Annotated in this window: 28 protein-coding genes; 20 read left to right on the top strand and 8 right to left on the bottom strand. The window is 39.0% G+C overall.

Going from position 1 to position 25,709, the window contains the following annotated elements:
- Positions 1–200: 200 nt before the first annotated feature.
- The 9 genes from pdhA (at position 201) to MUB24_RS20825 (ending at position 8,140) form a co-directional block, all read left to right on the top strand.
- Positions 201–1,310, top strand: coding sequence for a pyruvate dehydrogenase (acetyl-transferring) E1 component subunit alpha (pdhA, locus tag MUB24_RS20865; protein ID WP_244707457.1), 1,110 nt, complete (start codon positions 201–203; stop codon positions 1,308–1,310).
- Positions 1,311–1,313: 3 nt separating this feature from the next.
- Positions 1,314–2,291, top strand: coding sequence for an alpha-ketoacid dehydrogenase subunit beta (locus MUB24_RS20860; protein WP_244707456.1), 978 nt, complete (start codon positions 1,314–1,316; stop codon positions 2,289–2,291).
- 42 nt (positions 2,292–2,333) lie between these two features.
- Positions 2,334–3,662, top strand: a complete 1,329-nt coding sequence (locus MUB24_RS20855; RefSeq protein WP_244707455.1) for a dihydrolipoamide acetyltransferase family protein — start codon at positions 2,334–2,336, stop codon at positions 3,660–3,662.
- Between the two features lie 3 nt (positions 3,663–3,665).
- The gene (lpdA, locus tag MUB24_RS20850) at positions 3,666–5,072 is read left to right on the top strand and encodes a dihydrolipoyl dehydrogenase (protein ID WP_244707454.1); all 1,407 of its coding nucleotides are present in this window, start codon (positions 3,666–3,668) and stop codon (positions 5,070–5,072) included.
- Positions 5,073–5,203: 131 nt separating this feature from the next.
- The gene (locus tag MUB24_RS20845; protein ID WP_244707453.1) at positions 5,204–5,452 is read left to right on the top strand and encodes a hypothetical protein; all 249 of its coding nucleotides are present in this window, start codon (positions 5,204–5,206) and stop codon (positions 5,450–5,452) included.
- Positions 5,453–5,526: 74 nt separating this feature from the next.
- A complete protein-coding gene (locus MUB24_RS20840; protein WP_244707452.1) occupies positions 5,527–6,411 on the top strand; it encodes a polysaccharide deacetylase family protein in 885 nt (294 codons plus the stop codon).
- Positions 6,412–6,534: 123 nt separating this feature from the next.
- Positions 6,535–6,804: a UPF0223 family protein gene (locus tag MUB24_RS20835; protein ID WP_244707451.1), complete on the top strand. Its 270-nt coding sequence runs from the start codon at positions 6,535–6,537 to the stop codon at positions 6,802–6,804.
- Positions 6,805–6,997: 193 nt separating this feature from the next.
- On the top strand, positions 6,998–7,192 hold the full coding sequence (locus MUB24_RS20830) for a hypothetical protein (RefSeq protein WP_244707450.1): 195 nt from the start codon (positions 6,998–7,000) through the stop codon (positions 7,190–7,192).
- A 159-nt stretch (positions 7,193–7,351) separates the two neighbouring features.
- Positions 7,352–8,140, top strand: a complete 789-nt coding sequence (locus MUB24_RS20825; RefSeq protein ID WP_244707449.1) for an inositol monophosphatase family protein — start codon at positions 7,352–7,354, stop codon at positions 8,138–8,140.
- A 30-nt stretch (positions 8,141–8,170) separates the two neighbouring features.
- Here MUB24_RS20825 and MUB24_RS20820 read toward each other — a convergent pair whose 3' ends face one another.
- Entirely contained in the window at positions 8,171–8,359 is a 189-nt protein-coding gene (locus tag MUB24_RS20820; protein WP_244707448.1) for a YlaF family protein, read from the bottom strand.
- A gap of 194 nt (positions 8,360–8,553) precedes the next feature.
- On the opposite strand from MUB24_RS20820, the gene typA reads away from it, so the two are divergent.
- On the top strand, positions 8,554–10,389 hold the full coding sequence (gene typA / locus MUB24_RS20815) for a translational GTPase TypA (RefSeq protein WP_244707447.1): 1,836 nt from the start codon (positions 8,554–8,556) through the stop codon (positions 10,387–10,389).
- 159 nt (positions 10,390–10,548) lie between these two features.
- On the top strand, positions 10,549–10,851 hold the full coding sequence (locus MUB24_RS20810; protein ID WP_396426798.1) for a YlaH-like family protein: 303 nt from the start codon (positions 10,549–10,551) through the stop codon (positions 10,849–10,851).
- A 61-nt stretch (positions 10,852–10,912) separates the two neighbouring features.
- Here the strand turns inward: MUB24_RS20810 and MUB24_RS20805 are convergent, their stop codons facing one another.
- Complete coding sequence (locus MUB24_RS20805; RefSeq protein ID WP_244707446.1) at positions 10,913–11,113, bottom strand: YlaI family protein; 201 nt, start codon at positions 11,111–11,113, stop codon at positions 10,913–10,915.
- Between the two features lie 61 nt (positions 11,114–11,174).
- On the bottom strand, positions 11,175–11,780 hold the full coding sequence (locus MUB24_RS20800; RefSeq protein WP_244707445.1) for a YhcN/YlaJ family sporulation lipoprotein: 606 nt from the start codon (positions 11,778–11,780) through the stop codon (positions 11,175–11,177).
- A 280-nt stretch (positions 11,781–12,060) separates the two neighbouring features.
- Here MUB24_RS20800 and MUB24_RS20795 point away from each other — a divergent pair, with 280 nt between their 5' ends.
- On the top strand, positions 12,061–13,383 hold the full coding sequence (locus MUB24_RS20795; RefSeq protein ID WP_244707444.1) for a PhoH family protein: 1,323 nt from the start codon (positions 12,061–12,063) through the stop codon (positions 13,381–13,383).
- A gap of 38 nt (positions 13,384–13,421) precedes the next feature.
- Here MUB24_RS20795 and MUB24_RS20790 read toward each other — a convergent pair whose 3' ends face one another.
- Positions 13,422–13,910, bottom strand: a complete 489-nt coding sequence (locus MUB24_RS20790; protein WP_244707443.1) for a molybdopterin-binding protein — start codon at positions 13,908–13,910, stop codon at positions 13,422–13,424.
- 522 nt (positions 13,911–14,432) lie between these two features.
- Between MUB24_RS20790 and MUB24_RS20785 the strand changes: the two genes are divergently transcribed.
- Both MUB24_RS20785 and MUB24_RS20780 read left to right on the top strand, forming a co-directional pair.
- Positions 14,433–14,714 (top strand): Fpa/YlaN family protein, encoded by a 282-nt coding sequence (locus MUB24_RS20785; protein ID WP_244707442.1) that lies wholly within the window; start codon positions 14,433–14,435, stop codon positions 14,712–14,714.
- Positions 14,715–14,999: 285 nt separating this feature from the next.
- A complete protein-coding gene (locus tag MUB24_RS20780) occupies positions 15,000–16,241 on the top strand; it encodes an FtsW/RodA/SpoVE family cell cycle protein (protein ID WP_244707441.1) in 1,242 nt (413 codons plus the stop codon).
- Positions 16,242–16,274: 33 nt separating this feature from the next.
- Here MUB24_RS20780 and MUB24_RS20775 read toward each other — a convergent pair whose 3' ends face one another.
- The gene (locus MUB24_RS20775; protein WP_244707440.1) at positions 16,275–17,246 is read right to left on the bottom strand and encodes a COX15/CtaA family protein; all 972 of its coding nucleotides are present in this window, start codon (positions 17,244–17,246) and stop codon (positions 16,275–16,277) included.
- Positions 17,247–17,750: 504 nt separating this feature from the next.
- Between MUB24_RS20775 and cyoE the strand changes: the two genes are divergently transcribed.
- The 6 genes from cyoE to ctaG all read left to right on the top strand — a co-directional run bounded on the left by cyoE (position 17,751) and on the right by ctaG (position 23,848).
- Complete coding sequence (cyoE, locus tag MUB24_RS20770; protein ID WP_244707439.1) at positions 17,751–18,665, top strand: heme o synthase; 915 nt, start codon at positions 17,751–17,753, stop codon at positions 18,663–18,665.
- A 152-nt stretch (positions 18,666–18,817) separates the two neighbouring features.
- Positions 18,818–19,900: a cytochrome c oxidase subunit II gene (gene coxB / locus MUB24_RS20765; RefSeq protein WP_244707438.1), complete on the top strand. Its 1,083-nt coding sequence runs from the start codon at positions 18,818–18,820 to the stop codon at positions 19,898–19,900.
- A gap of 30 nt (positions 19,901–19,930) precedes the next feature.
- Positions 19,931–21,802: a cytochrome c oxidase subunit I gene (gene ctaD, locus MUB24_RS20760; protein WP_244707437.1), complete on the top strand. Its 1,872-nt coding sequence runs from the start codon at positions 19,931–19,933 to the stop codon at positions 21,800–21,802.
- On the top strand, positions 21,802–22,428 hold the full coding sequence (locus MUB24_RS20755) for a cytochrome c oxidase subunit 3 (RefSeq protein ID WP_244707436.1): 627 nt from the start codon (positions 21,802–21,804) through the stop codon (positions 22,426–22,428). The genes ctaD and MUB24_RS20755 overlap by 1 nt, the downstream gene beginning before the upstream one ends.
- A 5-nt stretch (positions 22,429–22,433) precedes the next feature.
- Positions 22,434–22,766, top strand: coding sequence for a cytochrome c oxidase subunit IVB (gene ctaF / locus MUB24_RS20750; protein ID WP_244707435.1), 333 nt, complete (start codon positions 22,434–22,436; stop codon positions 22,764–22,766).
- Between the two features lie 167 nt (positions 22,767–22,933).
- Entirely contained in the window at positions 22,934–23,848 is a 915-nt protein-coding gene (gene ctaG, locus MUB24_RS20745) for a cytochrome c oxidase assembly factor CtaG (protein WP_244707434.1), read from the top strand.
- Between the two features lie 138 nt (positions 23,849–23,986).
- On the opposite strand, the gene MUB24_RS20740 is transcribed toward ctaG, so the two are convergent.
- From MUB24_RS20740 to MUB24_RS20730, 3 genes are read right to left on the bottom strand one after another with little or no spacing between them, the layout of a single operon-like run.
- The gene (locus MUB24_RS20740) at positions 23,987–24,133 is read right to left on the bottom strand and encodes a YvrJ family protein (RefSeq protein WP_244707433.1); all 147 of its coding nucleotides are present in this window, start codon (positions 24,131–24,133) and stop codon (positions 23,987–23,989) included.
- A gap of 55 nt (positions 24,134–24,188) precedes the next feature.
- Positions 24,189–24,407, bottom strand: a complete 219-nt coding sequence (locus MUB24_RS20735; protein ID WP_244707432.1) for a DUF2922 domain-containing protein — start codon at positions 24,405–24,407, stop codon at positions 24,189–24,191.
- 34 nt (positions 24,408–24,441) lie between these two features.
- A complete protein-coding gene (locus MUB24_RS20730) occupies positions 24,442–24,660 on the bottom strand; it encodes a DUF1659 domain-containing protein (RefSeq protein ID WP_244707431.1) in 219 nt (72 codons plus the stop codon).
- Between the last annotated feature and the right edge of the window lie 1,049 nt (positions 24,661–25,709).

Raw genomic sequence — 25,709 nt, 5'->3', positions numbered from 1 at the left:
GTCGATACCAATATTTTACCAAAGAATAGGGTGTTTTTTGTGTTTACTTAATATTTTTTTCAATCAAAAGCCAAGTATGGCAAGGAGTTATGAGTATTTTTTTACTCCGAAACTTGAGTTATGTACTGGAATATAATGATGTTCCTTTGTCAAGTCCATTCCCAAAAAATAATTAATATAGAAAGGATAGGTGGCTTCAAATGGCTTCAAAAAAGGCACAATTCGATGCTGAAAAGACTCTTGAAAAAATTGAAAGTCAATTTGAGATGGTCCAGGTTTTAAATGAAAAAGGCGAGGTTGTGAATAACGATTTAATGCCTGAGTTATCTGATGAGCAATTAGTAGAATTAATGCGTCGCATGGTGTATACAAGAATTCTTGATCAACGAAGTATTTCCCTTAATAGACAAGGACGACTTGGTTTTTATGCACCGACAGCAGGTCAAGAAGCATCACAAATTGCTTCCCACTTTGCATTAGAAAAAGATGATTATGTTTTGCCAGGCTATCGGGATGTACCTCAGATTATCTGGCATGGGTTGCCATTATACAAAGCTTTCCTATTCTCCAGGGGGCATTTCGTGGGAAATCAAATGCCTGAAGGTGTCAATGCAACCTCTCCGCAGATTATTATTGGAGCTCAATATGTTCAAGCAGCCGGGGTTGCACTTGGGATGAAGAAACGAAATAAAAAATCAGTAGCCGTTACATATACCGGTGATGGCGGAACATCTCAAGGAGATTTCTATGAAGGAATCAACTTTGCTGGAGCTTACGGGGCACCTGCTATTTTCATTGTGCAAAATAACCAATATGCTATTTCCACACCACGTGAAGTGCAAACTGCTGCTAAGACACTGGCCCAAAAGGCAGTAGCTGTTGGGATTCCGGGAGTTCTCGTAGATGGAATGGATCCGCTAGCTGTTTACTCTGTTGTGAAGGAAGCTAGAGAGCGTGCTGTAACTGGCGGAGGACCTACCCTGATTGAGGCGGTTTGTTACCGCTATGGCCCGCATACAATGGCAGGAGATGATCCAACCCGATATCGTACTTCAGATACAGATAGTGAATGGGAGAAAAAGGATCCGCTTGTCAGATTCCGAAATTATCTTGTTGAAAAAGGTGTTTGGGATGAAGAGCAAGAAAATAAAGTGATCGACCAAGCGAAAGAAGAAATTAAAGAAGCGATTAAAAAAGCGGATGAGACACCTAAGCAAAAAGTAACAGATTTGATTTCAAATATGTTTGAAGAGCTTCCACGCAATTTAGAGGAGCAATATGAAATTTATAAAGAGAAGGAGTCGAAGTAAGCCATGGCGCAAATGACTATGATTCAAGCTATCACGGATGCGCTTCGTACGGAATTGCGCAACGACGAAAATGTACTTGTGTTCGGGGAAGATATTGGCGTAAATGGCGGTGTATTCCGTGCAACTGAGGGACTTCAAAAAGAATTTGGAGAAGATCGGGTATTTGATACACCACTTGCTGAATCAGGAATCGGTGGGCTTTCTATTGGTTTAGCAACACAAGGATTTCGGCCTGTACCTGAAATACAATTTTTCGGTTTTATTTATGAGGTTATGGATTCAGTCAATGGTCAAATGGCTAGATGGAGATATCGTTCCGGAAATACGAAGCATGCACCAATTACCATTCGTTCGCCGTTTGGTGGGGGTGTACACACACCAGAATTGCATGGGGACAGTCTTGAAGGTCTTATGGCTCAACAGCCTGGATTAAAGGTCGTGATTCCTTCTACTCCATATGAAGCGAAAGGTTTATTAATTTCAGCGATTCGCGATAACGATCCCGTTATTTTCTTGGAACATATGAAACTCTACCGTTCTTTCCGCCAGGAGGTTCCGGAAGAAGAATACACGATCCCACTTGGTGAAGCGGATATAAAAAGAGAAGGCACTGACTTAACGATCGTCACTTATGGGGCAATGGTACATGAGTCATTAAAAGCAGCCGAAGAATTGGAGAAGGAAGGGCATTCTGTCGAGGTAATCGATTTAAGAACGATTAGCCCGATTGATGTGGATACAATCATTGCTTCTGTTGAAAAAACGAATCGTGCGATTGTTGTGCAAGAGGCCCAAAAACAAGCAGGAGTGGCAGCAAATGTCGTTTCGGAAATTACAGAAAGAGCGATTCTTAGTCTGGAAGCCCCTGTATTAAGAGTCACAGCTCCTGATACTGTATTTCCTTTCTCACAAGCTGAAGCAGTTTGGTTGCCAAACTACAAAGATATTAAAGAAACGGCCAAAAAAGTACTGGACTTTTAATAAGAAGACATTAGCTGAAAACAAAACAGGAGGGTGAAGACAGTGTCATTTGAATTTAAAATGCCAGACATTGGTGAAGGAATTCACGAAGGCGATATCGTAAAATGGTTTGTGAAGCCTGGTGACAAAATTGAAGAAGATGATACACTTTGTGAAGTTCAAAACGACAAAGCGGTAGTTGAAATCCCTTCCCCTGTCGCAGGTACTGTAGAAGAAATATATGTGGAAGAAGGACAAACGGCCACAGTTGGTCAATCCTTGGTTAAATTTAATGCCCCAGGTTATGAGGATGTTCAATTTAAAGGAGATCATGGTGACGAGAAAACAGAAGCCGATGTTCAATCCACTGCAGAAGCTGGGCAAGATGTGAAAAAAGAAGAAGTGCAAACGGAAGCGGAACAAAAGTCTGAAGCAACAGGCGCAGGATCTCAGGCGAAAGTGGAAGCAGATCCAGATCGGCGTGTCATTGCCATGCCATCTGTTAGAAAATATGCGAGAGAAAAAGGTGTTAACATTCAGCAAGTGAATGGTTCTGGGAAAAACAATCGAGTATTAAAAGAAGATATCGATTCCTTCTTACAAGCCCCTTTAGAAACAAAACAGGAAGAGCCGGTAGCTGTCAATGAAGAAACAAAAGCAGCAACCACTCCAGTTATTCCTGAGGGTGAATATCCGGAAACACGTGAAAAAATGAGTGGAATCCGTAAAGCAATTGCGAAAGCCATGGTCCATTCCAAGCACACAGCTCCACATGTTACCTTAATGGATGAAGTGGATGTAACGAAGCTGGTTGCGCATCGGAAAAAATTCAAAACAATTGCGGCAGAGAAGGAGATAAAACTTACGTTCCTTCCTTATGTAGTAAAAGCTCTTGTCAGCACGCTTCGTGAATTCCCTGCTTTAAATACATCTTTTGATGATGATGCAGGAGAAATTATTCACAAACATTATTATAATATTGGGATTGCCGCTGATACGGATAGAGGGCTGCTTGTCCCAGTAGTGAAACGTGCGGATGCTAAATCCATTTTTCAAATCTCACAAGAAATAAATGAATTAGCTGTAAAAGCGAGAGATGGGAAATTAGCTCCGAATGAAATGAAGGGTGCCTCCTGTACGATTTCCAATATCGGTTCTGCTGGTGGACAATGGTTTACACCTGTCATTAATCATCCAGAAGTAGCCATACTCGGAATTGGACGGATTGCAGAAAAACCAATTGTTCAAGATGGAGAAATTATTGCAGCACCTGTCTTAGCCCTCTCATTGAGCTTTGACCACAGAATGATTGATGGAGCTACTGCCCAAAATGCATTAAACCACATAAAACGGTTACTGAACGATCCTGAACTTTTATTAATGGAGGGGTAAGAAATGGTCGTAGGAGATTTTCCGATTGAAACAGATACATTGGTGATTGGTGCTGGTCCAGGAGGGTATGTTGCCGCGATTCGTGCAGCACAGCTTGGACAAAAGGTAACAATTGTTGAAAAAGGGGAGCTTGGCGGTGTTTGTTTAAATGTAGGATGTATTCCTTCAAAAGCCTTAATTTCTGCTTCCCATCGCTATGAACATGCTCTTGACTCTGAGGCATTTGGAATTAAAACTGAAAATGTAAGCCTTGATTTCTCCAAGCTCCAAGAATGGAAAGCTAGTGTCGTAAAGAAATTAACTAGTGGAGTAGAAGGCCTGTTAAAAGGGCATAAAGTGGAGATTGTGAAAGGGGAAGCTTATTTCGTTGATGAACACAATATCCGTGTCATGGACGAAAAGTCAGCACAAACCTATACCTTTAAAAATGCTATTATTGCTACTGGATCACATCCAATTGAGATTCCAACATTCAAGTTCTCTGAGCGTGTGATTGATTCAACAGGTGCTTTAAATCTAAAGGAACTTCCAAAAAAATTGGTTGTGATCGGTGGGGGCTACGTTGGTACAGAGCTTGGTACAGCCTATGCAAACCTTGGCACCGAAGTCACCATTCTCGAAGGGGCAGAGGATATCTTAGGCGGTTTTGAAAAACAAATGACTTCTCTAGTAAAACGTGGATTAAAAAAGAAAAAAGTTGAAGTCATTACAAAAGCAATGGCTAAAGGTGTAGAGGAAACAAATGATGGTGTGACGGTTACGTATGAAGCAAAAGGGAAAGAGGAAACGGTTGAGGCTGATTATGTCCTTGTAACGGTCGGCCGCAAACCAAATACAGATGAACTTGGTCTAGAGCAAGCTGGGGTTAAAGTAAATGACCGCGGGTTAATTGAAATTGATAAGCAGTGTCGAACATCTGTAAGCAATATCTACGCAATCGGCGATATTGTCCCAGGACCTCCTTTGGCTCATAAAGCTTCTTACGAAGGAAAAATTGCAGCAGAGGCTATCGCAGGTCAACCATCCGAAATTGACTATCTTGGTATTCCGGCGGTTGTCTTCTCAGAACCTGAACTTGCAACAGTAGGCTACACGGAAAAGCAAGCCAAAGACGAAGGAATAGAAGTAAGTACAGCGAAATTTCCTTTTGCCGCAAATGGCAGAGCTTTGTCTCTTAATAGCACAGAGGGCTTCTTGAAGTTGGTGACGCGCAAAGAGGATGGTTTGGTTATCGGTGCACAAATTGCCGGATCAAGTGCCTCTGACATGATTTCTGAACTCAGTTTAGCGATTGAATCAGGAATGACAGCTGAAGATATTGCCATGACGATCCATGCGCATCCAACTTTGGGTGAAATCACAATGGAAGCCGCTGAAGCAGCTTTAGGTACACCTATTCATATATTGTAAAACCATTTGGAGCTTTTCCATATAGCTATGCTAATGGAAAAGTTCCCTTTTCTTTTTAGGTTTAATTTAGATAATTCAATGCATATTATCTATAAAGTGAAACTTAAAAAGAAATGATGGTGAAGTGTTCTATGCTCTTAAAAAATTATGTTGCTGCCCTCATTCAAATTATGATTTGGAGTGCTTTTCATCTTGCCCAATGGCTTTCAGGAAAAGATCATCTCATTCCTAAAATCATCATATTTGCCGTGTTTTTTTATTTAGCGTATTTAGTAGCTAAAAAAATCGTTGGTTCCAATAAAGCAACTCTTTTTATCACCTTTTTTAGCTTATGTACGTATGTTTCCTTGCAAATGACCTTACAATTGATTTTCCAATAACAATTTGATTTCTTGAAACAGAGGGGCAGAGAATATATAATGGAATTCCATTATATAGAAGAAAGGGGAGCTTTATGAAGAACTTAATGACCTTGCTTATGGCCGCAAGTTTGTTGGCAGCTTGTGGTAACCAAACTTCTTCCACTCATCCTAGTGAAGAGGGGGACGAGCCGAACTCCGCGGAAAAAACTATTCAAGAGAAGAATAATCAGAAGCAGAAAGAAAAGGAAACGGAAGATAAAACAAATAGGGAAGATTCGAAGGAAACGGATGATAATTCGAAAACAAACACTCAGGCCGAAACGAACGAAAGGGCAAAACCAGAATATGTATTAAACGATGTCTATTCGGTTGTTCCCATCGATGATGCGGAAGCAAAAGTTGTCCTTTTAACAATAGATGATGCACCGGATAAGTATGCTTTAGAAATGGCTAAAACACTGAAAAAGCTTGACGCCCCAGCCATCTTTTTTGTGAATGGTCATTTTATTACGACTCCTGAAAAGGAAAAGATTTTAAAAGAAATTTACGATATGGGGTTTGAAATTGGGAACCATACATATTCTCATAACGATTTAACAACATTATCTCCGGAAAAACAAAAAGAGGAAATTCTCTCTGTCAATGATAAAGTGGAGGAAATTACAGGAGAAAGACCGAAATTTTTCCGTGCGCCATTTGGGAAAAATACGGATGTAAGTAGGCAAATTGCAAAAGATGAGAAAATGGAGTTAATGAATTGGTCCTTTGGATATGACTGGAATGAAGAATATATGTCAAAAGAGAAAATCGCTGATATTATGGTTAATACAAACTTATTAGCGAATGGGGCCAATTTGCTTATGCATGATCGGGAGTGGACAAATGCCGCTTTAGAAGAGATTGTGAAAGGTTTAAGAGGCAAAGGCTATGAAACAGTTAATCCGCATTTAATCCAAACACCCCGTAATGAAGAGTGAGGAAAGGTCAAGAGGAAACGTCTGTTCTCCCAATAGGAGACTGACGTTTTTTCTCTATGAAAAAGTATAGAAGAATTCAAGTGAACAAATAATAAGCGAAAGAAACAGGGGGAGGGAGTTAGATTGGAATATGAATACCCATTTTCAATCGATTGGTCGAAAGACGAAATCATGATCGTTATTCACTTTTTTCAAACAATTGAACAGGCTTACGAAAGAGGTGCTTACAGGGATGATATATTAACGGAGTATCGTAAATTCAAACAGATCGTTCCTTCCAAATCAGAAGAAAGAAGGTATGGAAAAGAATTCGAGCTTTCAAGCGGTTATTCTTTGTACAAAACCATTGAAAATGCGAAAAGTTGTGCATCGAATCAATATATAAAAATGTAACAATGTTTTACCCTCATTGTTTAATCATCTCAGGATTCGGGTACAAAATTAGCAAAGCAATTGATACAAAATGACCGAGTCAGGTGGGTAAATGCACAATTTTGTTCCTCCTTCTCTCTCGACAACATATCTTATAATAAGTTATTCCGGAATGATCAAAGTATTTAGAATAACTAAAGGGGTGTTTCTTCCGATGAAACAAGTAGTGAATGCTTATAGAAGGAAAAACCTAGATAAACAGAGACTTGCGGTATTACGTTTAGAATTAAATTATGAATTAGCGGTTCTCTATGAGGCTTTGCAAGAAGAAAACGAGGATAAAAAGTCTCAAGCAAAGCGCAAGCTGAACAAAATTAGAGAAGAGCTAATCAAGTTGAAAGCTTTGTAAAAATTTACTTATATGGGTGACTCGAACTTCCTTTACGATAAAAAACAGGGAGTTCGTTTCATGTGTGCAGAAGTCGGTTTGTAAAACTCATTGCTTGAAAAGAAGATAGGATATCACTATGCTTATACATACATATTAGGGTTGGACGGAGGCTGAAAGATGTCGATATGGACAGAACTAGATCAAACCATTACATTATGGTTGAGGGAAGCAAGGGAGTCTATTTTAGCTTCGCTTGAACAGGCATTGGATATTGATACAAAATCCAATGCGAATGATTTGGTAACAAATGTAGATAAGGAAACAGAGCAATTTTTTGTGAGACAAATTAAAAAGCACTATCCCCATCATAAAATTGTTGGGGAAGAAGGATTTGGCGACAAAGTTCATGATCTAGATGGAATTGTGTGGATTATTGATCCCATTGATGGAACAATGAACTTTGTCCATCAGCGAAGAAATTTCTTTATTTCTATAGGAATTTTAGAAAACGGCATTGGAAAATTAGGATATTTGTACGATATTATACTGGACGAGCTTTATTTTGCTTATGAAGGTCATGGAGCCTTTTTAAATGGACAATCCATAGCTCCATTGGAAAAAGGCAGAGTGGAAGAAGCGATTATAGGATTTAATCCAGCCTCCATTCCAGCGAATGAAGCCGCTCAAACAATGATCAAGCTTATGAAGGATGTGCGTGGGGTTAGATCCTACGGTTCAGCGGCGATGGAATTTGCTTATGTAGCAACAGGTAGACTGGATGCTTACATCAGTTTAGGGCTCTCTCCTTGGGATTTTGCAGGGGGGAAAATCATTCTCGAAGAATTAGGTGGAATTGTCACTGATTTATCAGGGAATCCCGTAAAAATACTAGAAAATAGTTCGATACTAGCAGCAAGACCGGGTCTCCATGAACAACTATTGAAAAACTATTTAAGGGCAAAATGAACAATGAGTAACGGACTAAAGGAAAGTAGCTTAGTCCGTTTTCTCTTCTCTTAGCATTTTCTTCTTTGCTTTAAATCCATACATCATGACAACACATAGGATAACAAAGCACAAAATCATTCCTATCACACTTTGTTCTGCCAAACAAATCCCAATGCCCATAATAGAAAAGGTTGCGATTACGGCTAATATTAAAAAATTCCATTTTATTTCCCTCATAGGTATTGCCTCCTTTGCCAAACACCTTATATGATGAAAATCCCTTTTTTTCAGGGTCACTAATTTATTGTACAAAAAAAATTACAAATTCTCCAGTGTATGTGTTATAATAATTCGGTTAATGATAAAATTGAAACATTTATTCGTGACATCAAATTATTTTTTGCTTTTTCATATATAGGGAGGAAACACTCTTGAACTTCAGAGAAGACATCAGAAATATTGCCATTATCGCCCATGTGGATCATGGGAAAACAACATTAGTAGATCAGCTTTTACGACAATCAGGGACTTTTCGTTCCAATGAACATGTAGAGGAACGAGCAATGGATTCAGGCGACCTTGAAAGAGAACGCGGCATTACCATTTTGGCAAAAAATACAGCCATTCAATATAAAGAGACGAAAATTAATATATTGGATACCCCGGGGCACGCCGATTTTGGGGGTGAAGTAGAACGGATCTTAAAAATGGTCGATGGGGTTTTACTTGTTGTGGATGCTTATGAGGGGTGTATGCCCCAAACAAGGTTTGTATTAAAAAAGGCATTAGAGCAAAATCTTACACCCATTGTCGTGGTAAACAAAATTGATCGTGATTTTGCTAGACCTGCAGAGGTTATCGATGAAGTACTTGAATTATTTATCGAATTAGATGCAAATGATGATCAACTTGAGTTTCCAGTGATTTATGCATCAGCCATTAATGGCACGGCAAGTAAAGATCCTGATCAACAAGACGAAAACATGGAAGCTCTATATGAGACAATAGTAGATTTTATTCCAGCCCCCATTGATAACAGGGATGAACCATTACAATTTCAAGTTTCTTTACTGGATTATAATGACTATGTAGGAAGAATAGGGATTGGAAGAATCTTTAGAGGAACAATGAAAGTAGGTCAACATGTTGCTCTTTTAAAACAGGACGGTACAACGAAGCAGTTCCGTGTGACCAAAATGTTCGGTTTTCTTGGGTTAAAAAAGGTTGAAATTGAAGAGGCTTGTGCAGGAGATCTTATTGCCATATCAGGTATGGAAGATATTGATGTAGGGGATACCATTTGCCCAATGGATCATCAAGAGGCCTTACCTATTCTTCATATAGATGAACCGACATTACAGATGACCTTTCTTGTGAATAATAGTCCTTTTGCAGGTAGGGAAGGAAAATACTTAACCTCCCGAAAAATTGAAGAAAGACTGATGAATCAATTAGAAACAGATGTTAGCTTGCGTGTGGAAAATACGGAATCTCCTGATGCTTGGATTGTTTCTGGCCGTGGGGAGCTTCATTTGTCTATCCTTGTTGAAAACATGCGCCGTGAAGGGTATGAATTACAAGTATCGAAGCCTCAGGTCATTGTGAAAGAAATCGATGATGTGAAGTGTGAACCGATTGAGCGTGTGCAAATCGATACACCTGAGCAGTATACAGGGAGTGTCATTGAGTCTTTAGGTTCCCGTAAAGGGGAAATGCTTGATATGATTAACAACGGGAACGGACAAGTTCGCCTTATTTTTCATGTTCCTGCCCGTGGCTTGATTGGTTACACGACCGAGTTTATGACTTTAACCAGAGGTTATGGTATTTTGAATCATACCTTTGACAGTTATCGCCCAATGGAGAAAGGCAAAGTGGGAGGGCGTAGGCAAGGAGTGCTCGTTTCTATGGAAACGGGAAAAACAACTACCTACGGGATTATGCAAGTGGAAGATCGCGGAACCATTTTTGTAGAACCTGGAACAGAAATATATGAAGGAATGATTGTTGGGGAGCATACAAGAGAAAATGATATCACAGTGAATATTACAAAAACAAAGCATGCAACCAATGTCCGCTCAGCAACAAAAGACCAAACATCTGTTATAAAGAAACCGAAAATCCTTTCCTTAGAAGAATCACTAGAATACCTTGATGATGATGAATATTGTGAAGTTACACCACAATCTATTCGCTTACGCAAAAAAATATTAAATAAAAATGAACGGGAAAAATTAGCAAAAAAGAAAAAAACAGCAGAAGTATAAATGGGCATTCAAACGCAATATATGATATGATGATTTCGAAACTCCCTTATATTGGGAGTTTTGCCCTTAAAGGGGTTGGAAGGGGAGAGAGAAATCAAATTGTACTTCATACTAAATCAAATTCTTTTATTAGGCGCTATCAATACCGATCAGAAGGCCATTGACCGTTTCTCACCAACACTAAAGTTTTATTATACGTTGACCGATAATCCAACCGCAACGAATTGGTTGCTCTGGATCACGATTACGGCTTTAGCGATCCTTGTGTATAAACTAGGTTTCGCTAAGAAATTGCCACTTTTAAAATCATTCATTATCTATCTTTTCTTGATCGTTGGTTGCTTATTCTTAACCTTTTTAGCCATTTTCTTACCCATTGCAGAAGGTTTAATGGTCGCAGCAGTCATTTTGATTATTTATAAAATCAGGTTAAAACGTGAAAAGAATTCTGGAGCCATTTAAAAAAGAGGCTATTTCCCACAAACGTGGGATAGCCTCTTTTTGTATACGTGAGAATTTTCTATTAAAAACCCGCATTTTTCTTATGGTCATGAAATAAGCGAAAATTTCCACTCTGTTTTCTTTTTTCTGTATTCACTCTTATTCGTTCATAGCATGTTGGACACATAAAGGTATGAATCGGTCGATTACGTAGTTTTTTTGCAAGAGGTGAATCATCCTCCAAGATTTCGTGCCTATGACAGATTACACATTGTACATTCATTTGCTCACCCCTGGGTGAAAAAGATATTTATACACCCAGTATAACATGAATGGAGATGAAATTACTGATTTCTATCGTCCGATTGTTCTCTTTTTGTTTTTTTTAGATCTGTCTTATTTTGATTGTTCATTTGATCATCCTGGTTGTCTACTGCATCCTCAGGATTTTTGCCTTCTTCTGGTAAAGGTACATCTGGAATGATACGACCAACGATATCAGCCAATTCATTCATCACTCCTTGTATAGGTTTACCCGCACGGGCATCGTCCCCAACTTCCCTCAAACGCGCGTTTAGATCCGGATCAGCTATGACAATCGCACCCGCTCCTTGTGGATCATGTCTAAGGCTTTCAAGTACTGAATATTTGATTGTCCCGACCTTTGAGCGTTCCAGATTTTGATCCACGTCAATCCCAACAACAGCCAAATTTCCAACTACAACCGCTGTCGCATTATGAACATCTGGAACACTTGCGGCAAGATCAGCCAAATGATTCGCTCTTTCCTCATCTGTTGCATTCCTTTGCCTATTATCATCAAGATGGCTGTCTTTCACAGACACCCCCCTTGGCAGTGCATCTGCTTCTCCTCTATTGTCATCTACATTTTGTTGTGAACAGGCCGACATCCCTATAATCGCTAAAACAATGATTAACATCTTACGCATTCTGAACCCTCCAATAAATAAGCCTTTGATTTTGCTTCTTACGGTTAATTTTTGATATATCTTCTAACTTTATACAAGGGTTCATATATTTCTTTAAAAAGAGTCAATCAGGATACTTTTTTAAATGAACGGGTCACGATTTACACACATAAGATATATAGAAAGCATCAGCTCCTTTGGAATAGGAAAAAAGGTTACACGCACGGCATTAACCGCCACGCTGATGGACCCGGGTTAGGTGTTGAAGCTAGATCCATAAAAAGGGCAGGAGGCATCCATATTGGGCAAAATATATGTGTTAGATACAAATGTCTTGCTTCAAGATCCAAATGCACTTTTCTCATTTGAAGAAAACGAAATTGTCATTCCGGCCGTTGTACTTGAAGAGGTTGATTCAAAAAAGCGATATATGAACGAAATAGGAAGGAATGCAAGAAAAATTGCTAAACTGATTGATGGCTTCAGAGAACAAGGAAAACTTCATGAAAAAATACTGCTTTCTAACGGCGGAACCTTAAGAATTGAATTAAATCATCGCTCATTTAAACAATTAGAAGAAGTATTTATTGAAAAAACGAATGATAATCGTATTTTAGCGATTGCCAAAAATATTGCTCTTGAAGAAGAAGCGAAAGTGGATGGGAGGCCGGTTATACTAATAAGTAAGGACGCCCTTCTTCGCGTAAAAGCAGATGCTTTGGGATTAGCAGCCCAAGATTTTTTGAACGATCGGGTCGTTGAATTAGATCACTTATATACAGGTGTACAAGAAATGTACATTGATATACATCAGATTAGTCTGTTTTATGAACATGGAAAAATGGCATTGCCCAACGATATGAAATTATATCCGAATCAATTTGTGATCATAAAGGATGAATTAGGTAGTTCCACATCTGGAATCGGAATTAGCGATGAATCAGGGATGATTGTCCATAAGCTCTCAAACCAAAAGGATCTGATTTGGGGAATCAAATCGAAAAATGCTCGACAAACAATGGCATTGGAACTCTTAGTTAGACGTGATGTCCAACTTGTCACATTAATTGGAAAAGCCGGAACAGGAAAAACATTGCTTGCTTTAGCTGCAGGATTAATGCAAACAGAGGATTTGCGGATCTATAAAAAGATGTTTGTCGCACGTCCAATTATCCCGGTTGGTAAAGATTTAGGTTATCTCCCAGGTGAAAAGCAGGAAAAGTTGAGACCATGGATGCAACCGATTTATGATAATCTTGAATTTTTATTTAATACAAAAAAACCCGGAGAATTAGATGCTATATTAGCAGGAATGAGCTCTATTGAGGTGGAGGCACTAACGTATATCCGCGGGCGTAGTATTCCTGATCAATTTATCATCATTGATGAGGCACAGAATTTAACCAAACATGAAGCGAAAACCATTTTAACAAGAGTAGGGGAAGGAAGTAAAATTATTTTTATGGGAGACCCGGAACAAATTGATCATCCTTATCTTGATGAATACAATAATGGTCTTAGTTATATATTAGAAAGCTTTAAGGAGCAGCCGATCGCTGGTCATATAAAATTAGTAAAGGGAGAACGCTCCCATCTTGCTCAACTTGCTGCGGATATATTGTAAAAAAGACAGAGGGGGAGGCCATCTGTCTTCATTGGTTACTATTCTACACGGAAAGCCTTGACATTTTTTATTGGATGGTCAAAATTTGTTGCTTCTGGTAACAGGATATGGACAGGACCATCTTCTTTCAAAGGCTTTCCTTTGTTTGAAAATTGAACAATGATTTTATATCCATCCTCTAAAGGAATCGACACTTCTTCAGCATTCGTTTCAAAAATGAGTAGAGTAGCATCTGGGTCAGGTTCTGCATTTTTTAGAAAGGGTTCTAACTTAATTCCAAAGGTGCTCGTTAACATCTTAGCTTTTTCATACCTCTTAGGAGGTTTTCGGGGGGGAACAGCTCCCTCTTTAATCGAACGATCCCAATGCTTAGATGCCGTCGTCGCTTCCTCTTTAGCAGCTTCCTGTTTTTCTTCTTTAGAAAAGTATGTATCTAAATCAATTCGACGATCATCAAATATCCAGGCCCCTACATCTAGCGTGATAGGAAATTTAACTTTACCCTTAATGGTCATAATCATATTCATTTTATATTATAGCCCCCTTTTACTTAAAGGATGTTCAAAAAGTCCGGTAAAAATGACACTGCGAATTTCTTCGTTGGCTTGCTTTTCCGCTGCTCACGTATCGGGATAAGGTTCTTCTGCTAAAACCGCCCACGTCCTGTGGGCAACGCAGAAGTCAGTACATCCTGTACAAGTCCGCTGCTCAAAGCTAAGCCGCCTCGAACTTCTTGGTCCTTTTTATCCTCCTTTTTGAACAAGTTCATACAATTGTAAATTATAGCGTGAAACAATAGAAAATAAAAGTCACAGACCTGAAAAGATTGATTTTGTGTTGAAAGTGAGGAAGGAATTATCTGTGAGTCTTTGCCTTTACTGTTGCAATTTCCTTGTTTTAGTTGTAATATTTAATAATAGCATTGCCTTGCAAATAATGATTTCAACTTTTTTTATTATTCTATCGGACAGGCAAACTTTAGAAGGCCGTTAACAGCAAAATTAAACAAATTGAAAATATATTTTGTTTTTTCATAAGGGGGTTTAAATGTGGTGCCTGATACAAAAGTCGATCATCGTGAAAAAGCCCATGCATTATTGAAGGCAGATGCTGACAAGATTCTACGTCTGATTCAAGTGCAAATGGACAATTTAACAATGCCGCAATGCCCTTTATACGAAGAAGTATTAGACACACAAATGTTTGGCTTGTCGCGTGAAATTGACTTTGCTGTTCGTCTTGGACTTATCGATCCAAAATATGGGAAAGAATTGATGGGTTCTCTTGAAAGACAATTATCTGTTCTCCACGATGCTTCCATAAGAAAGTAAGGGGTGTGCGGTTTAGGTATAAACCTATTTGTATGATAAGAGGATGTTCAAAAAGTCCGGTAAAAAGACATAAGCGAATTTCTTCGTTGGCTTGTTTCTCCGCTGCTCATGTATTTAAAAGCATACATTCCGCTGCTCGAAACTGCGCCGCCTCGAACTTCTTGGTCCTTTTTATCCTCCTTTTTGAACACACATTATAAACTCAAACAGTTCTATGAAATTGTTTGGGTTTTTTAGGATAAAGAAGGCCTTTCCCGAAACTGACTCATAGATTGGAAGAATTTTATGTTAAAAAAAATCCTAAAATCATATGATTATTCAATTATCATAGTGTACATTTTGCTTTCTCTATTTGGGCTTATCATGATTTATAGTGCAAGTATGGTTATCGCCATTCAAAAATATAATGTTCCTGCAGATTATTTCTACGAAAAACAAAAAATTAATTTACTTATTGGTTTTATCGCCTTCTTGTTTTTTGCTATTTTTCCTTATAAAGCCTTTAGGAATAAAAAGCTTCTTATTACGATGACAATCGTTTCTATACTTGGATTATTGGCTGTTTCAGTGATTGGTCATAACGCTAATAATGCACAAAGCTGGATAGAACTGGGAGCGAGGCGAATCCAACCATCCGAATTTGTAAAACTAAGTGTCATCATTTATTTATCGGCTGTGTATGCCAATAAACAGAAATATATTGACCAGTTAAACATTGGGGTTTTACCACCAGTGATTTACCTTGTTCTTGTCTGTTTTTTAATTAAAATGGAGCCGGATAATGGAACGGCGATCATTACTTTCCTGATAGGAATGGTCATTATTTTTTGCTCAGGTATGAAATTTCGGACAATTGGAAAACTCGTGATGATTGGGATTGGATCAGCGGCGTTATTATCACCCTTTGTTATTTTGAAATTCGATAAGTTTTTTACAGAGGGAAACATGAAGAGAATAACAGGCTATCTTGATCCATTTGGAACGTATAATGAACAAGGTTTTCAATTAGTAAATTCCTATCTCGCCATTGGTTCTGGCGGGTTGAAAGGGGTAGGGCTTGGACAAGGCATTCAAAAATATGGCTATTTGCCTGAAATACATACAGATTTTATCATGTCCACTATATCAGAAGAACTAGGGATTTTTGGGGTAGGATTCGTGATTCTTGGGATTGCTTATCTTGTTTTAAGAGGCATTATGATTGGAGCGAGATGTCGAGATTCATTCGGAAGTATGCTGGCGATAGGGATTGCAGCGATGATTGGGATTCAGACATTTATCAATTTAGGTGGAATGTCTGGGTTGATCCCGATTACAGGGGTGACACTGCCGTTTATTAGCTATGGCGGATCTTCGATTATTGTATTATCGATTGCGATGGGACTCTTAGCAAATATTTCGATGTTCACGCACTTCGATGAGAAATATCGTTCGGAAAATAATGTGAAAGATTCTCATTCAAAAGTAAAACCCTCCTCTGTTCAAAAAAACTTTCATACAAAAAAGTCCTTTCGACAGACACATTAAAAACCATGCACAGATGCATCTGTGCATGGTTTTTTAGTGTGTCACAATCTTATTGGGATCAACGAGTTTATCATCTTCCGATTGAATCCTTTGCTTAACAATGACCTTTCTATTCCGTGATAAAAGCAGCATAAAATAGCATAACAATCCAAATAACAAAGAGATAAAGATTGCATGTAATAAAGCAACAAAAAGATTGGCTCTAGTGAAGATGACAGATGCTCCAGATACAGCTTGAAGAGTGACCAGGATAAACGCAATGATCCAGCCCATGTAAAGGACTTTTTGATGTTTATAATGCCTTACAGCAAGAACGGCAACATAGCCTATCCAAAGAAAAATAATGATGGCCGCCGCCCGGTGTCCCATCTGAATCCATTGGTAAAGATTAGCAGGTAAGGCGAACTCTCCATTTGTACAGAGTGGAAAATCTGCACAGACGAGACTTGATTCAGTATGTCTGACAAGCGCCCCTGTATACACAACAACATAACTATAGACCGTTAAGCCAATGATATGGAATTTCATTCTGTTATCAATGACAAGCTTATTCGTGTCAAATTTCTTATCTACTTCAAAAATTAATAAGGTAAGCAAAAGAACGGCCGCAAATGAAATTAAAGAAATACCAAAATGTAAAGCTAACACAAAATCGGACTGTGACCAAAGAACAGCAGCCCCGCCAATTAATGCTTGGATAAGCAAAAAGGAGATGGAAAGAATCGACAATAATTTTGTTTCTCGCACATGTCCGATCGCTCTCCATGCCCAAATAGCCAAAACCGCTACTAAGATCGCAGCACTCCCAGAAACAAGCCGGTGTGAAAATTCGATTAAGAGCTCAGGAGTAATGTCCTGAAGTGGTATTAACTTTCCTTTACACAAGGGGAAAGAGCGTCCACACCCCATTCCAGAATCGGTTTTAGTCACAAGCGCCCCACCAAGTAACACTCCCAACATGACCAGCGTAGTCAAAACGGAAAACCATTTTAAATTTCGACTCAAACCTTCACCTTCTTCGAAAGAAACTTGATCATAATGATTTCATCCCTGATACTACCTAAATAAAGATAAAAAAACAACCGACAATATTGTTACAACTTCGTCTATAGACCGCAATACTTGAAAGTTTGCCCTCGATTTGGTAAAAATAGATGTACGTCTATAATGGCTATAATTGTCATATTTTAGACATAAAAACACTTTTCTATATCTCCCTAACGTTGAAAAAGTATGTTTAAATAGTCAATTGGGGACTTCCTTAGAGAAATGGTAACATCGGAAAAAGAGTATGGGCGGCCATATGAGGATGTTCAAAAAATCAGGTTCAAAGGGATGAATGGATGAACAGCTAAATGCGCGCCGTCCTGACGCAACGCTGTTCTGACCAACATCCTGTTGGCCTCAATAAGTGAACAAATACTGAAACTTTTACGAAAAACAGGAAAAGTGAACGGAAATGCATTATAGTAAAAGATGGAAGACAATTTTAGAAAGGGGGGATTGAAAATGGAAGACAGTCGTACCTTAGTAGGCATTGAAAAAGATGTACTGCCTGTTAGCTCAAAGTGGAAAGATTTTATGGCACTCATCAAAATCGGAATTGTAAATTCTAATTTAATCACAAGCTTTACTGGATTGTGGCTGGCGTTTATTTATACGGATGGGCATTTTCTTCAATCATTAGACATCGTTATCTATGCGATCGCTGGTTCCTCTTTCATTATGGCAGGTTCCTGTGCCTTGAATAATTACATAGATAGAGACATAGATCACATTATGGAACGCACCAAAAAAAGACCTACAGTGACAGGGAAAATTAGTGGATCTAAAGCGTTATTGCTAGGAGTTAGCTTTATCGTTATTGGTCTAATCTTACTTTTTCTTACCAATCTCGTAGCAGGGATTCTTGGAATCATTGGCGTATTTAGTTATGTAGTGATCTATAGCATGTGGACAAAACGAAAATATGTAAGTAATACAGTAATCGGCAGTCTTCCGGGAGCCATTCCACCGCTAATTGGGTGGGCATCTGTAGATCCAACATTACCAACCATGGCATGGATGTTGTTTTTACTTATGTTTATTTGGCAGCCTCCGCATTTCTACGCCCTTGCGATGAGAAGGGTAGAGGAATATAGGGCAGCTTCTATACCAATGCTTCCCGTTATAAAAGGTTTCTCTGTTACAAAAAGACATATTATGATTTGGGTAGCCTTGCTTATACCTATTCCTTTTTTTATGATGTCATTAGGGCTTCCCTTTGTTCTCTTTGCTACTGCATTGAATATCGGATGGCTCATTATGGGTATGATGGGGTATAGGAAGAAAGATGATGTGAAATGGGCAAATGGGATGTTTATTTACTCATTAAACTATTTAACCATCCTATTCACAGCTATGGTGATTTTTTCAGTTATCTAAATTGGGGTCCAAAAAAAATGAAAAACCAAGTATTGTAAGAATAAAATTGACGTATTTTTAGGGAATTCTTTCTTAATTTATAAGAAATCCATATACTTAATGGCATGGCTAAATTGCCGAGACATTTTATGAAAGAGGGGTTTGATTACATTATGAAAAAATGGCTGCGAAAATGGCGTCTCGCTTCAATCATAGCGATTTTAGCGCTAGTCCTGTCAGGGTGCGGCGAGCCGTTTCTCTCTGCTTTAAAGCCGGCTGGAGAAGTGGCAAAACAACAATATGACCTCATTTTATTCAGTTTGGGAATCATGGTATTGGTCATTATTGTCGTAGTGGTGTTATTCACGATTGTTTTGGTCCGTTTTCGTCGAAAACATGATAACGAAATACCGAAACAAGTTGAAGGGAGTCACCTATTAGAAATCATTTGGACGGTTATTCCAATTATTATTATTTTGGTTATTGCTGTTCCTACAATCGCTGCTACCTTTTCTCAAGGTGATGTGTCAGCAATGAATAAAAAAGGTAAGGATGGTAACCGAGAAAATCTTGTTGTCAATGTTCGGGCTCATTTATATTGGTGGGAGTTTGAATATGAAGATTTAGGAATTTTGACCAGTCAAGATCTCGTTATCCCTACGGATCAAAAGGTGTATTTCAATGTGGAATCTGCTGATATCAAACACTCCTTTTGGATTCCACCACTCGGCGGTAAATTAGATGCGAATCCTGAAAACGTAAATAAGTTCTTCTTAAGTGTGGATCAGGATAAGGCAGATGAAGTGAATAACATCTTTTATGGAAAATGTGCCGAACTTTGTGGACCCTCACATGCACTGATGGACTTTAAAGTCAAAGCTCTTCCAAAAGATCAATTTGATCAATGGGTTGCTGATATGCAAAACGCAGAAGAACCCGTACCAACATCTGAATTAGCACAAAAAGGGGAAGATATATTTAACGAAAGCTGTATTACCTGTCATGGTGAGGTCACACCAAGCAATGAGACCCCAAAAAGTGCAAGAGTTGCACCTAACTTAGCTAATTTCGGTAATAAAGAAAAAATTGCTGGTATTCTAGATCATAATGAAGAGGAATTAAAAAGATGGCTAAAAGATCCTGATAAAATTAAGCCAGGAAATAAAATGTCAGGTGGAAATTATCCTGATTTGAATGATGAACAATTGGATGCTTTAGCAGCATATTTAATGGAATTAAAGGTTAGTGATAAATAAACAGTCCCACGTATATAAGGAGGTTACATTGTGAGTACAATTGCTCAAAAGCGAGGCTTCGGCGCCACTCTTTGGGACTACATGACAACGGTAGACCATAAAAAGATTGGTATTTTGTATATCGCAGGTGGAGGTTTTTTCTTCCTACTTGGTGGTATCGAAGCCTTAATTATACGGATTCAACTTGCTGTGCCGAATAACGGTTTTGTAGATGCACAAGCATATAATGAAGTAATGACCATGCATGGAACAACGATGATTTTCCTTGCGGCCATGCCGATTTTAATTGGCTTAATGAACTTGATTATGCCCCTACAGATAGGTGCGCGTGATGTTGCATTTCCATTTTTGAATGCCCTAGGTTTTTGGTTATTCTTTCTTGGGGGTCTTTTACTTAATACTTCATGGTTTTTAGGAGGAGCGCCAGACGCAGGCTGGACATCATATGCGTCTCTCGCCATTAATTCCGCCCACCATGGAATTGATTTTTATGTAACAGGTATTCAAATATCTGGGTTTGGAACGCTCATGGGCGGGATTAACTTTCTAGTGACCATTATTAACATGCGTGCTCCTGGAATGACCTATATGAGAATGCCGATGTTTACTTGGACTACATTTGTTGTCTCAGCACTTATATTATTTGCATTTCCACCGCTAACAGTAGCGTTATTCTTGTTAACGTTTGATCGGTTGTTTGGAGCACACTTTTTTGAAGTGGCGATGGGCGGAAACACAATTATATGGGAACATTTCTTTTGGATTTTTGGGCATCCTGAAGTGTACATCCTGATATTGCCGTCATTCGGGATCTTTTCAGAAATTTTTGCGACCTTCTCGAGAAAAAGACTGTTTGGATATTCTTCTATGGTCTTTGCGACCGTATTGATTGGATTTTTCGGTTTTATGGTGTGGGCTCACCACATGTTTACTGTTGGATTAGGAAACATTGCGAATGCGATCTTTGCCGTTGCGTCCATGGCGATTGGAGTACCGACCGGAATAAAGATCTTTAACTGGATCTTTACGATGTGGGGCGGAAGTGTGAAATTTACGACACCGATGCTATATGCAGCAGGTTTCATTCCATCCTTTGTTATGGGTGGAGTGACAGGAATCATGGTGGCTGTAGCACCTGCTGATTATCAGTTCCATGATACTTACTTTGTTGTAGCTCACTTCCACTATGTCATTGTCGGTGGAGTTGTTTTTGCTATATTGGCAGCTACCCATTTTTATTGGCCGAAAATGTTTGGTACAATGTTGAATGAAACATTAGGCAAGATTGAATTTGTCTTATTCTTTGTTGGCTTCCACTTGACATTCTTTATTCAACATTTCCTTGGGTTAATGGGAATGCCGCGAAGAATTGCTACCTATTTAGATGGGCAAGGACTGGATACAGGAAACTTAATCAGTTCCATTGGGGCAGCTTTTATGGCTGCTGGTGTGTTGGTTTTGCTTTACAATATTATTATGACTCAGGTGAAAAATGTTCGTGTCGGTAATGATCCATGGGAAGATGGACGTACGTTGGAATGGGCACTGCCGTCACCACCGCCTTTTTATAATTTTAAACAATTGCCTTTAGTGCGTGGTATTGATTCGTATTGGATAGAGAAGATGGAAGGAAAGAAAGAATTGACACCAGCCGAACCGGTTAATGATATTCACATGCCGAATGGCTCGATTCTTCCGGTTTTTATTTCCATAGGCTTTGTGATCGCCGCTTATGGAGCAATATTCCGTAATGACCATGCATGGGGAGATCCTGTATTGATTATCGGACTTATTGTAGCATTTGGTTCTATGCTACTTAGATCCTTAAAGGATGATCATGGCTTCCATATTCCAAAATCGGAGCTAATTGATAAAAAGGATGATAAGGGGGTAAAGGCATAATGCATGTTGAAGAGCATTTTACACCCAAAACATGGCCGGAAGGACCCGAAAGAGCAACGCTTGAAGGGAAAAATAAGTTTTTGGGTTTCTGGTTTTTTCTTGGGGGCGAGACCGTTTTATTCGCCTCTCTGTTTGCTACTTACCTTGCGTTAAAGGATAAAGTGCCTAGTAAGGATAGTATCGTATCTACGGATATTTTTGATTTGAAATTAGCCTTTATTATGACGATACTGCTTTTAACAAGTTCTATTACAAGTGTCTATGCGATTTACCATATGAAAAACTTTCATTTCAAGAAAATGCAAGCATGGTTATTTATTACCGTTGCTCTTGGTTTAGGTTTCTTAGGTTGTGAAATTTATGAATTCTGGCATTACACGCATGAATATGATTTTGGTTTTACGACAAGTGCCTTTAGCTCAGCTTTCTATACTTTAGTCGGTTTCCATGGTGGCCACGTTGTTTTCGGGCTTAGCTGGATTATCGCTCTAATGGTACGTAATGCCAACCGAGGATTAAGTCTGTTTAATGCTCCTAAATTTTATCTAGCAAGTCTATATTGGCATTTTATTGATGTCGTATGGGTCTTTATCTTCACTGTCGTATATTTAATGGGGATGGTGTGATATATATGGGAAACGAACAATTGAATTCAAGAGATAGGGATGCAAAATATGAATACCGCAGAAAAAGAAATGCCGAGGAAATGCGTCTTCAGGTTATATCCTTCGCGATTTCCATTTTCTTGACATTATGTGCATTCGGTTCAGTAGCAGCAGGGTTTGATAAATGGTTCATCATTCCATTTATCTTGTTGCTTGCTATCGTGCAGGTTATTTTTCAGCTCTATTATTTCATGCATATGAGTCAAAAAGGACATGAAGCGCCGCAGTTATTTATATACGGCGGCGTCATCATCGGATTTGCCACCATCCTAGCATTCCTCACCATCGTTTGGTGGTAATACGAAAAGCGGAAGGCCTTCGCCTATGGGCGACAAGCAAATCAAAGAAAAAGAAAGCCAGCCAGATCGGCTGGCTTTTGTCATCAATATGTCAATTGCCTGCATTGAACTGTATGATCGGTAAAAGTATAATGAGCATATGAGGTATTCCAAAAGAGGTGAAGAAGATGCCCTTAAGTATTTTTGGGTTCCAAGCATTATGGAGCCCCTATTTTCTAGCATTTGTATTATGTGTGATTGCAGGCTATTTCTATATAACAGTTAGGCAACGGAGGAATGCCCCAGATCGAGAGGCACTTAAACCGAAACAAGCTATTCTCTTTGTACTTTCCATGCTTTTACTCTATGTAATTAAAGGGTCGCCAGTGGATTTAATGGCCCATATTATGTTTACCTATCACATGGTTCAAATGGCTTTTCTATTATTAGTGATTCCCCCTATCTTAATTGTGTCTATACCGAATTGGATTTGGAAACAGGTGATTGAGTTTCACGGATTTCGTCCGTTTTTTCGTTTTATGACAAAGCCCTTAATTGCTCTGATCTTCTTTAATGGTGTCTTTTCCATGTACCATGTCCCAGTCGTACTGGATGGAGTAAAAATGAATTTTCTCCTACATGGTGGGTATACAATCTTGCTTTTCATTTTGGCGCTATTTTTATGGTGGCCATTAGTGAATAAACTTCAAGGGGAACATCAGCTTCATGGGTTGAAAAAGGTGGGATATATTTTAGGTAATGGTTTTATGCTTTTGCCTGCCTGCGGGATGATTATCTTCGCCCCTACAGCGATGTATGCGACCTATACGAACGGAGACATGTGGTTAAAGGCCATGGAGCTTTGTGTACCTAGTTCCACACTATCTGGTCTCTCTACGAGCGGTTTTGGTCCTGAACTATTTACAAATGTTGCCCCGAGGGTGGACCAACAACTCGGCGGCGTTATCATGAAGGTCGTTCAAGAAATCGTGCTTGGCTATATGCTCGTAAAAGTCTTTTTTGCCTGGTATGAAAAAGAGCAAAAAGAGGGAGAAGAGATTAATAAAGCGGCGTTGCTCCACCATAACCCTCATGCTGAATGATATATGTAAGGTGAAAAACAAAGAAAAAAAGTCGGGCTTTAAGTCCGACTTTTTATTTTCACCATCATATTGGATTATATTTTAGGCTACGCTTGCAATTATCGCGCTTATCTAGACCCTAACGAATTCCCCACTCAATCATTCCTTTAAGTTGAGCATTTGCTTTGGCAATGCTTGCACAGATTCAATGACGGCTTCCAGTTTTGTCTCGATCCGGTAAAGTAAATAAAAGGTTACTAAAGCCGGAAAACCAATCTCACTGATAAACGGGAGAATTTGTTCCACATTCATCCCCTCCTTTTGCACAGAAAGGCCCACCCAAAGGAGTGAGCCTCTTTTTTTAATCAATCTCAATTGGCGTAATGGTTTGGTCTACGATCCGGGCGGATTTAGCTTCCGTTAGGGCATTTCCTTCCGAATCAAGGAAAACATCCGCCTCCATGATCGCGGTCATGGCGGTCTTGACTTGTTCCGCATCAATAGGATCGATAGGGTTATCAACCGATATACGGACGTTTTTCCCTTCTGCCGATGAAAAATTCATTTCCAACACCTTCATGTTCTCACCTCACTTTCTAATCGGCCTAAGTACCTTACTCGCCAATTTGATATGAATCATTCCTTTCAACCTGCCAAAGTGGCTGGGCGGATAAAGAGCCGATCGCTTCAGCAGCCTGATAAAGCTGATCAGCCGATGCCTGAAGACGAATGCGATTAAACGTCTTCGTTTTAAAGACAGGTTTATTCTCTTCGTCCACTCCATAATCGAAAACAAGCTTCAATTTCGAAGCATTCAACATTTCCTGTGCCATGTTCTCACCCCCTTCACCTTCTATATAGCGGGACAGGGGAGAAAAGGACACCATGGAATTTATTTTTTTAAACAGGCCGATGATTTACCATGCGATGAAATCCTTATCGATTTACAAAACTCTGGAAGAATTTTAAAAATAATTTGCTGTTTACTGTTCCATTTCAGTGTAAAGGATCACACAACCGCAGAGGTAGCATAATAATAGAATTGTACCTACCCTTTCATACCAAGATGAACAAACACTTAAAAAAATGGAAGATGTGATGGAGTTGTCCTTTAGCGCTATGTATAAAGAAATTTCCAGTTCATATCTAATACCAAATAAGTAAAGAGCCGGCATTGCATGAGATTACTCTGCAGTGCTGTTTTTTTTATAGAAAGCATAAAATTTTTGCAGGAAACTGCTTGATAACATAAACAGCCCTGTCTAGCTCCAGCTCTCAGCAACTATCAAGCTTCACATTTCTCGACTACGATAAGCGGGCATCGGTTCGTACCTCACCGTGTTTCCTTTATCTCAGGCCAACAGGATGTTGGTCAGAACAGCGTTGCGCCAGGACGGCGCGAATTTAGCTGTTCATCCTTATATTTAAGTTTGTACGTTGCTAAACGGGAGCTTGCGCTTTTCATAGATGGAGAAATGAAGAAAATACAATTACCAGTGGGACGGCAAATTCAAACTTTTCATACAAATCGTGTTCAAAATTGGTTTGGGTAAAAAGGATGCCATGTAACCTTTATTCCCTATTTCGTCATCCCCCCCTGTAGGGACATGTTTCCTATTATCCTCTACGCTTTGTCCAGTCTACAATACGCTAAACGTCGCTTGTAGATTTGTTCATCTATCAAATCTTTAGCTTAAATCCATTTATCCTTCATCTCTTCTTTATCTCATTATAATAATATTCTAGCAAGCTGAAATTGAAAATGAGCTTTTTGCGCTGTATCATTTTTTGGTGTATGAACAAAAAATAAGGGCATTATTTTTTTTGTGAAAAGTTGAATTTTACTCCTTTTTTTGTATAAAAAAGGATGCGTTGCTGTTTT

The organism is Lederbergia sp. NSJ-179 (assembly GCF_022867885.1).
Taxonomy (GTDB): domain Bacteria; phylum Bacillota; class Bacilli; order Bacillales; family Bacillaceae_C; genus Lederbergia.
Note: the sequence above shows the minus strand (reverse complement) of the source record. Positions and strands in the feature narration are given on the sequence as shown.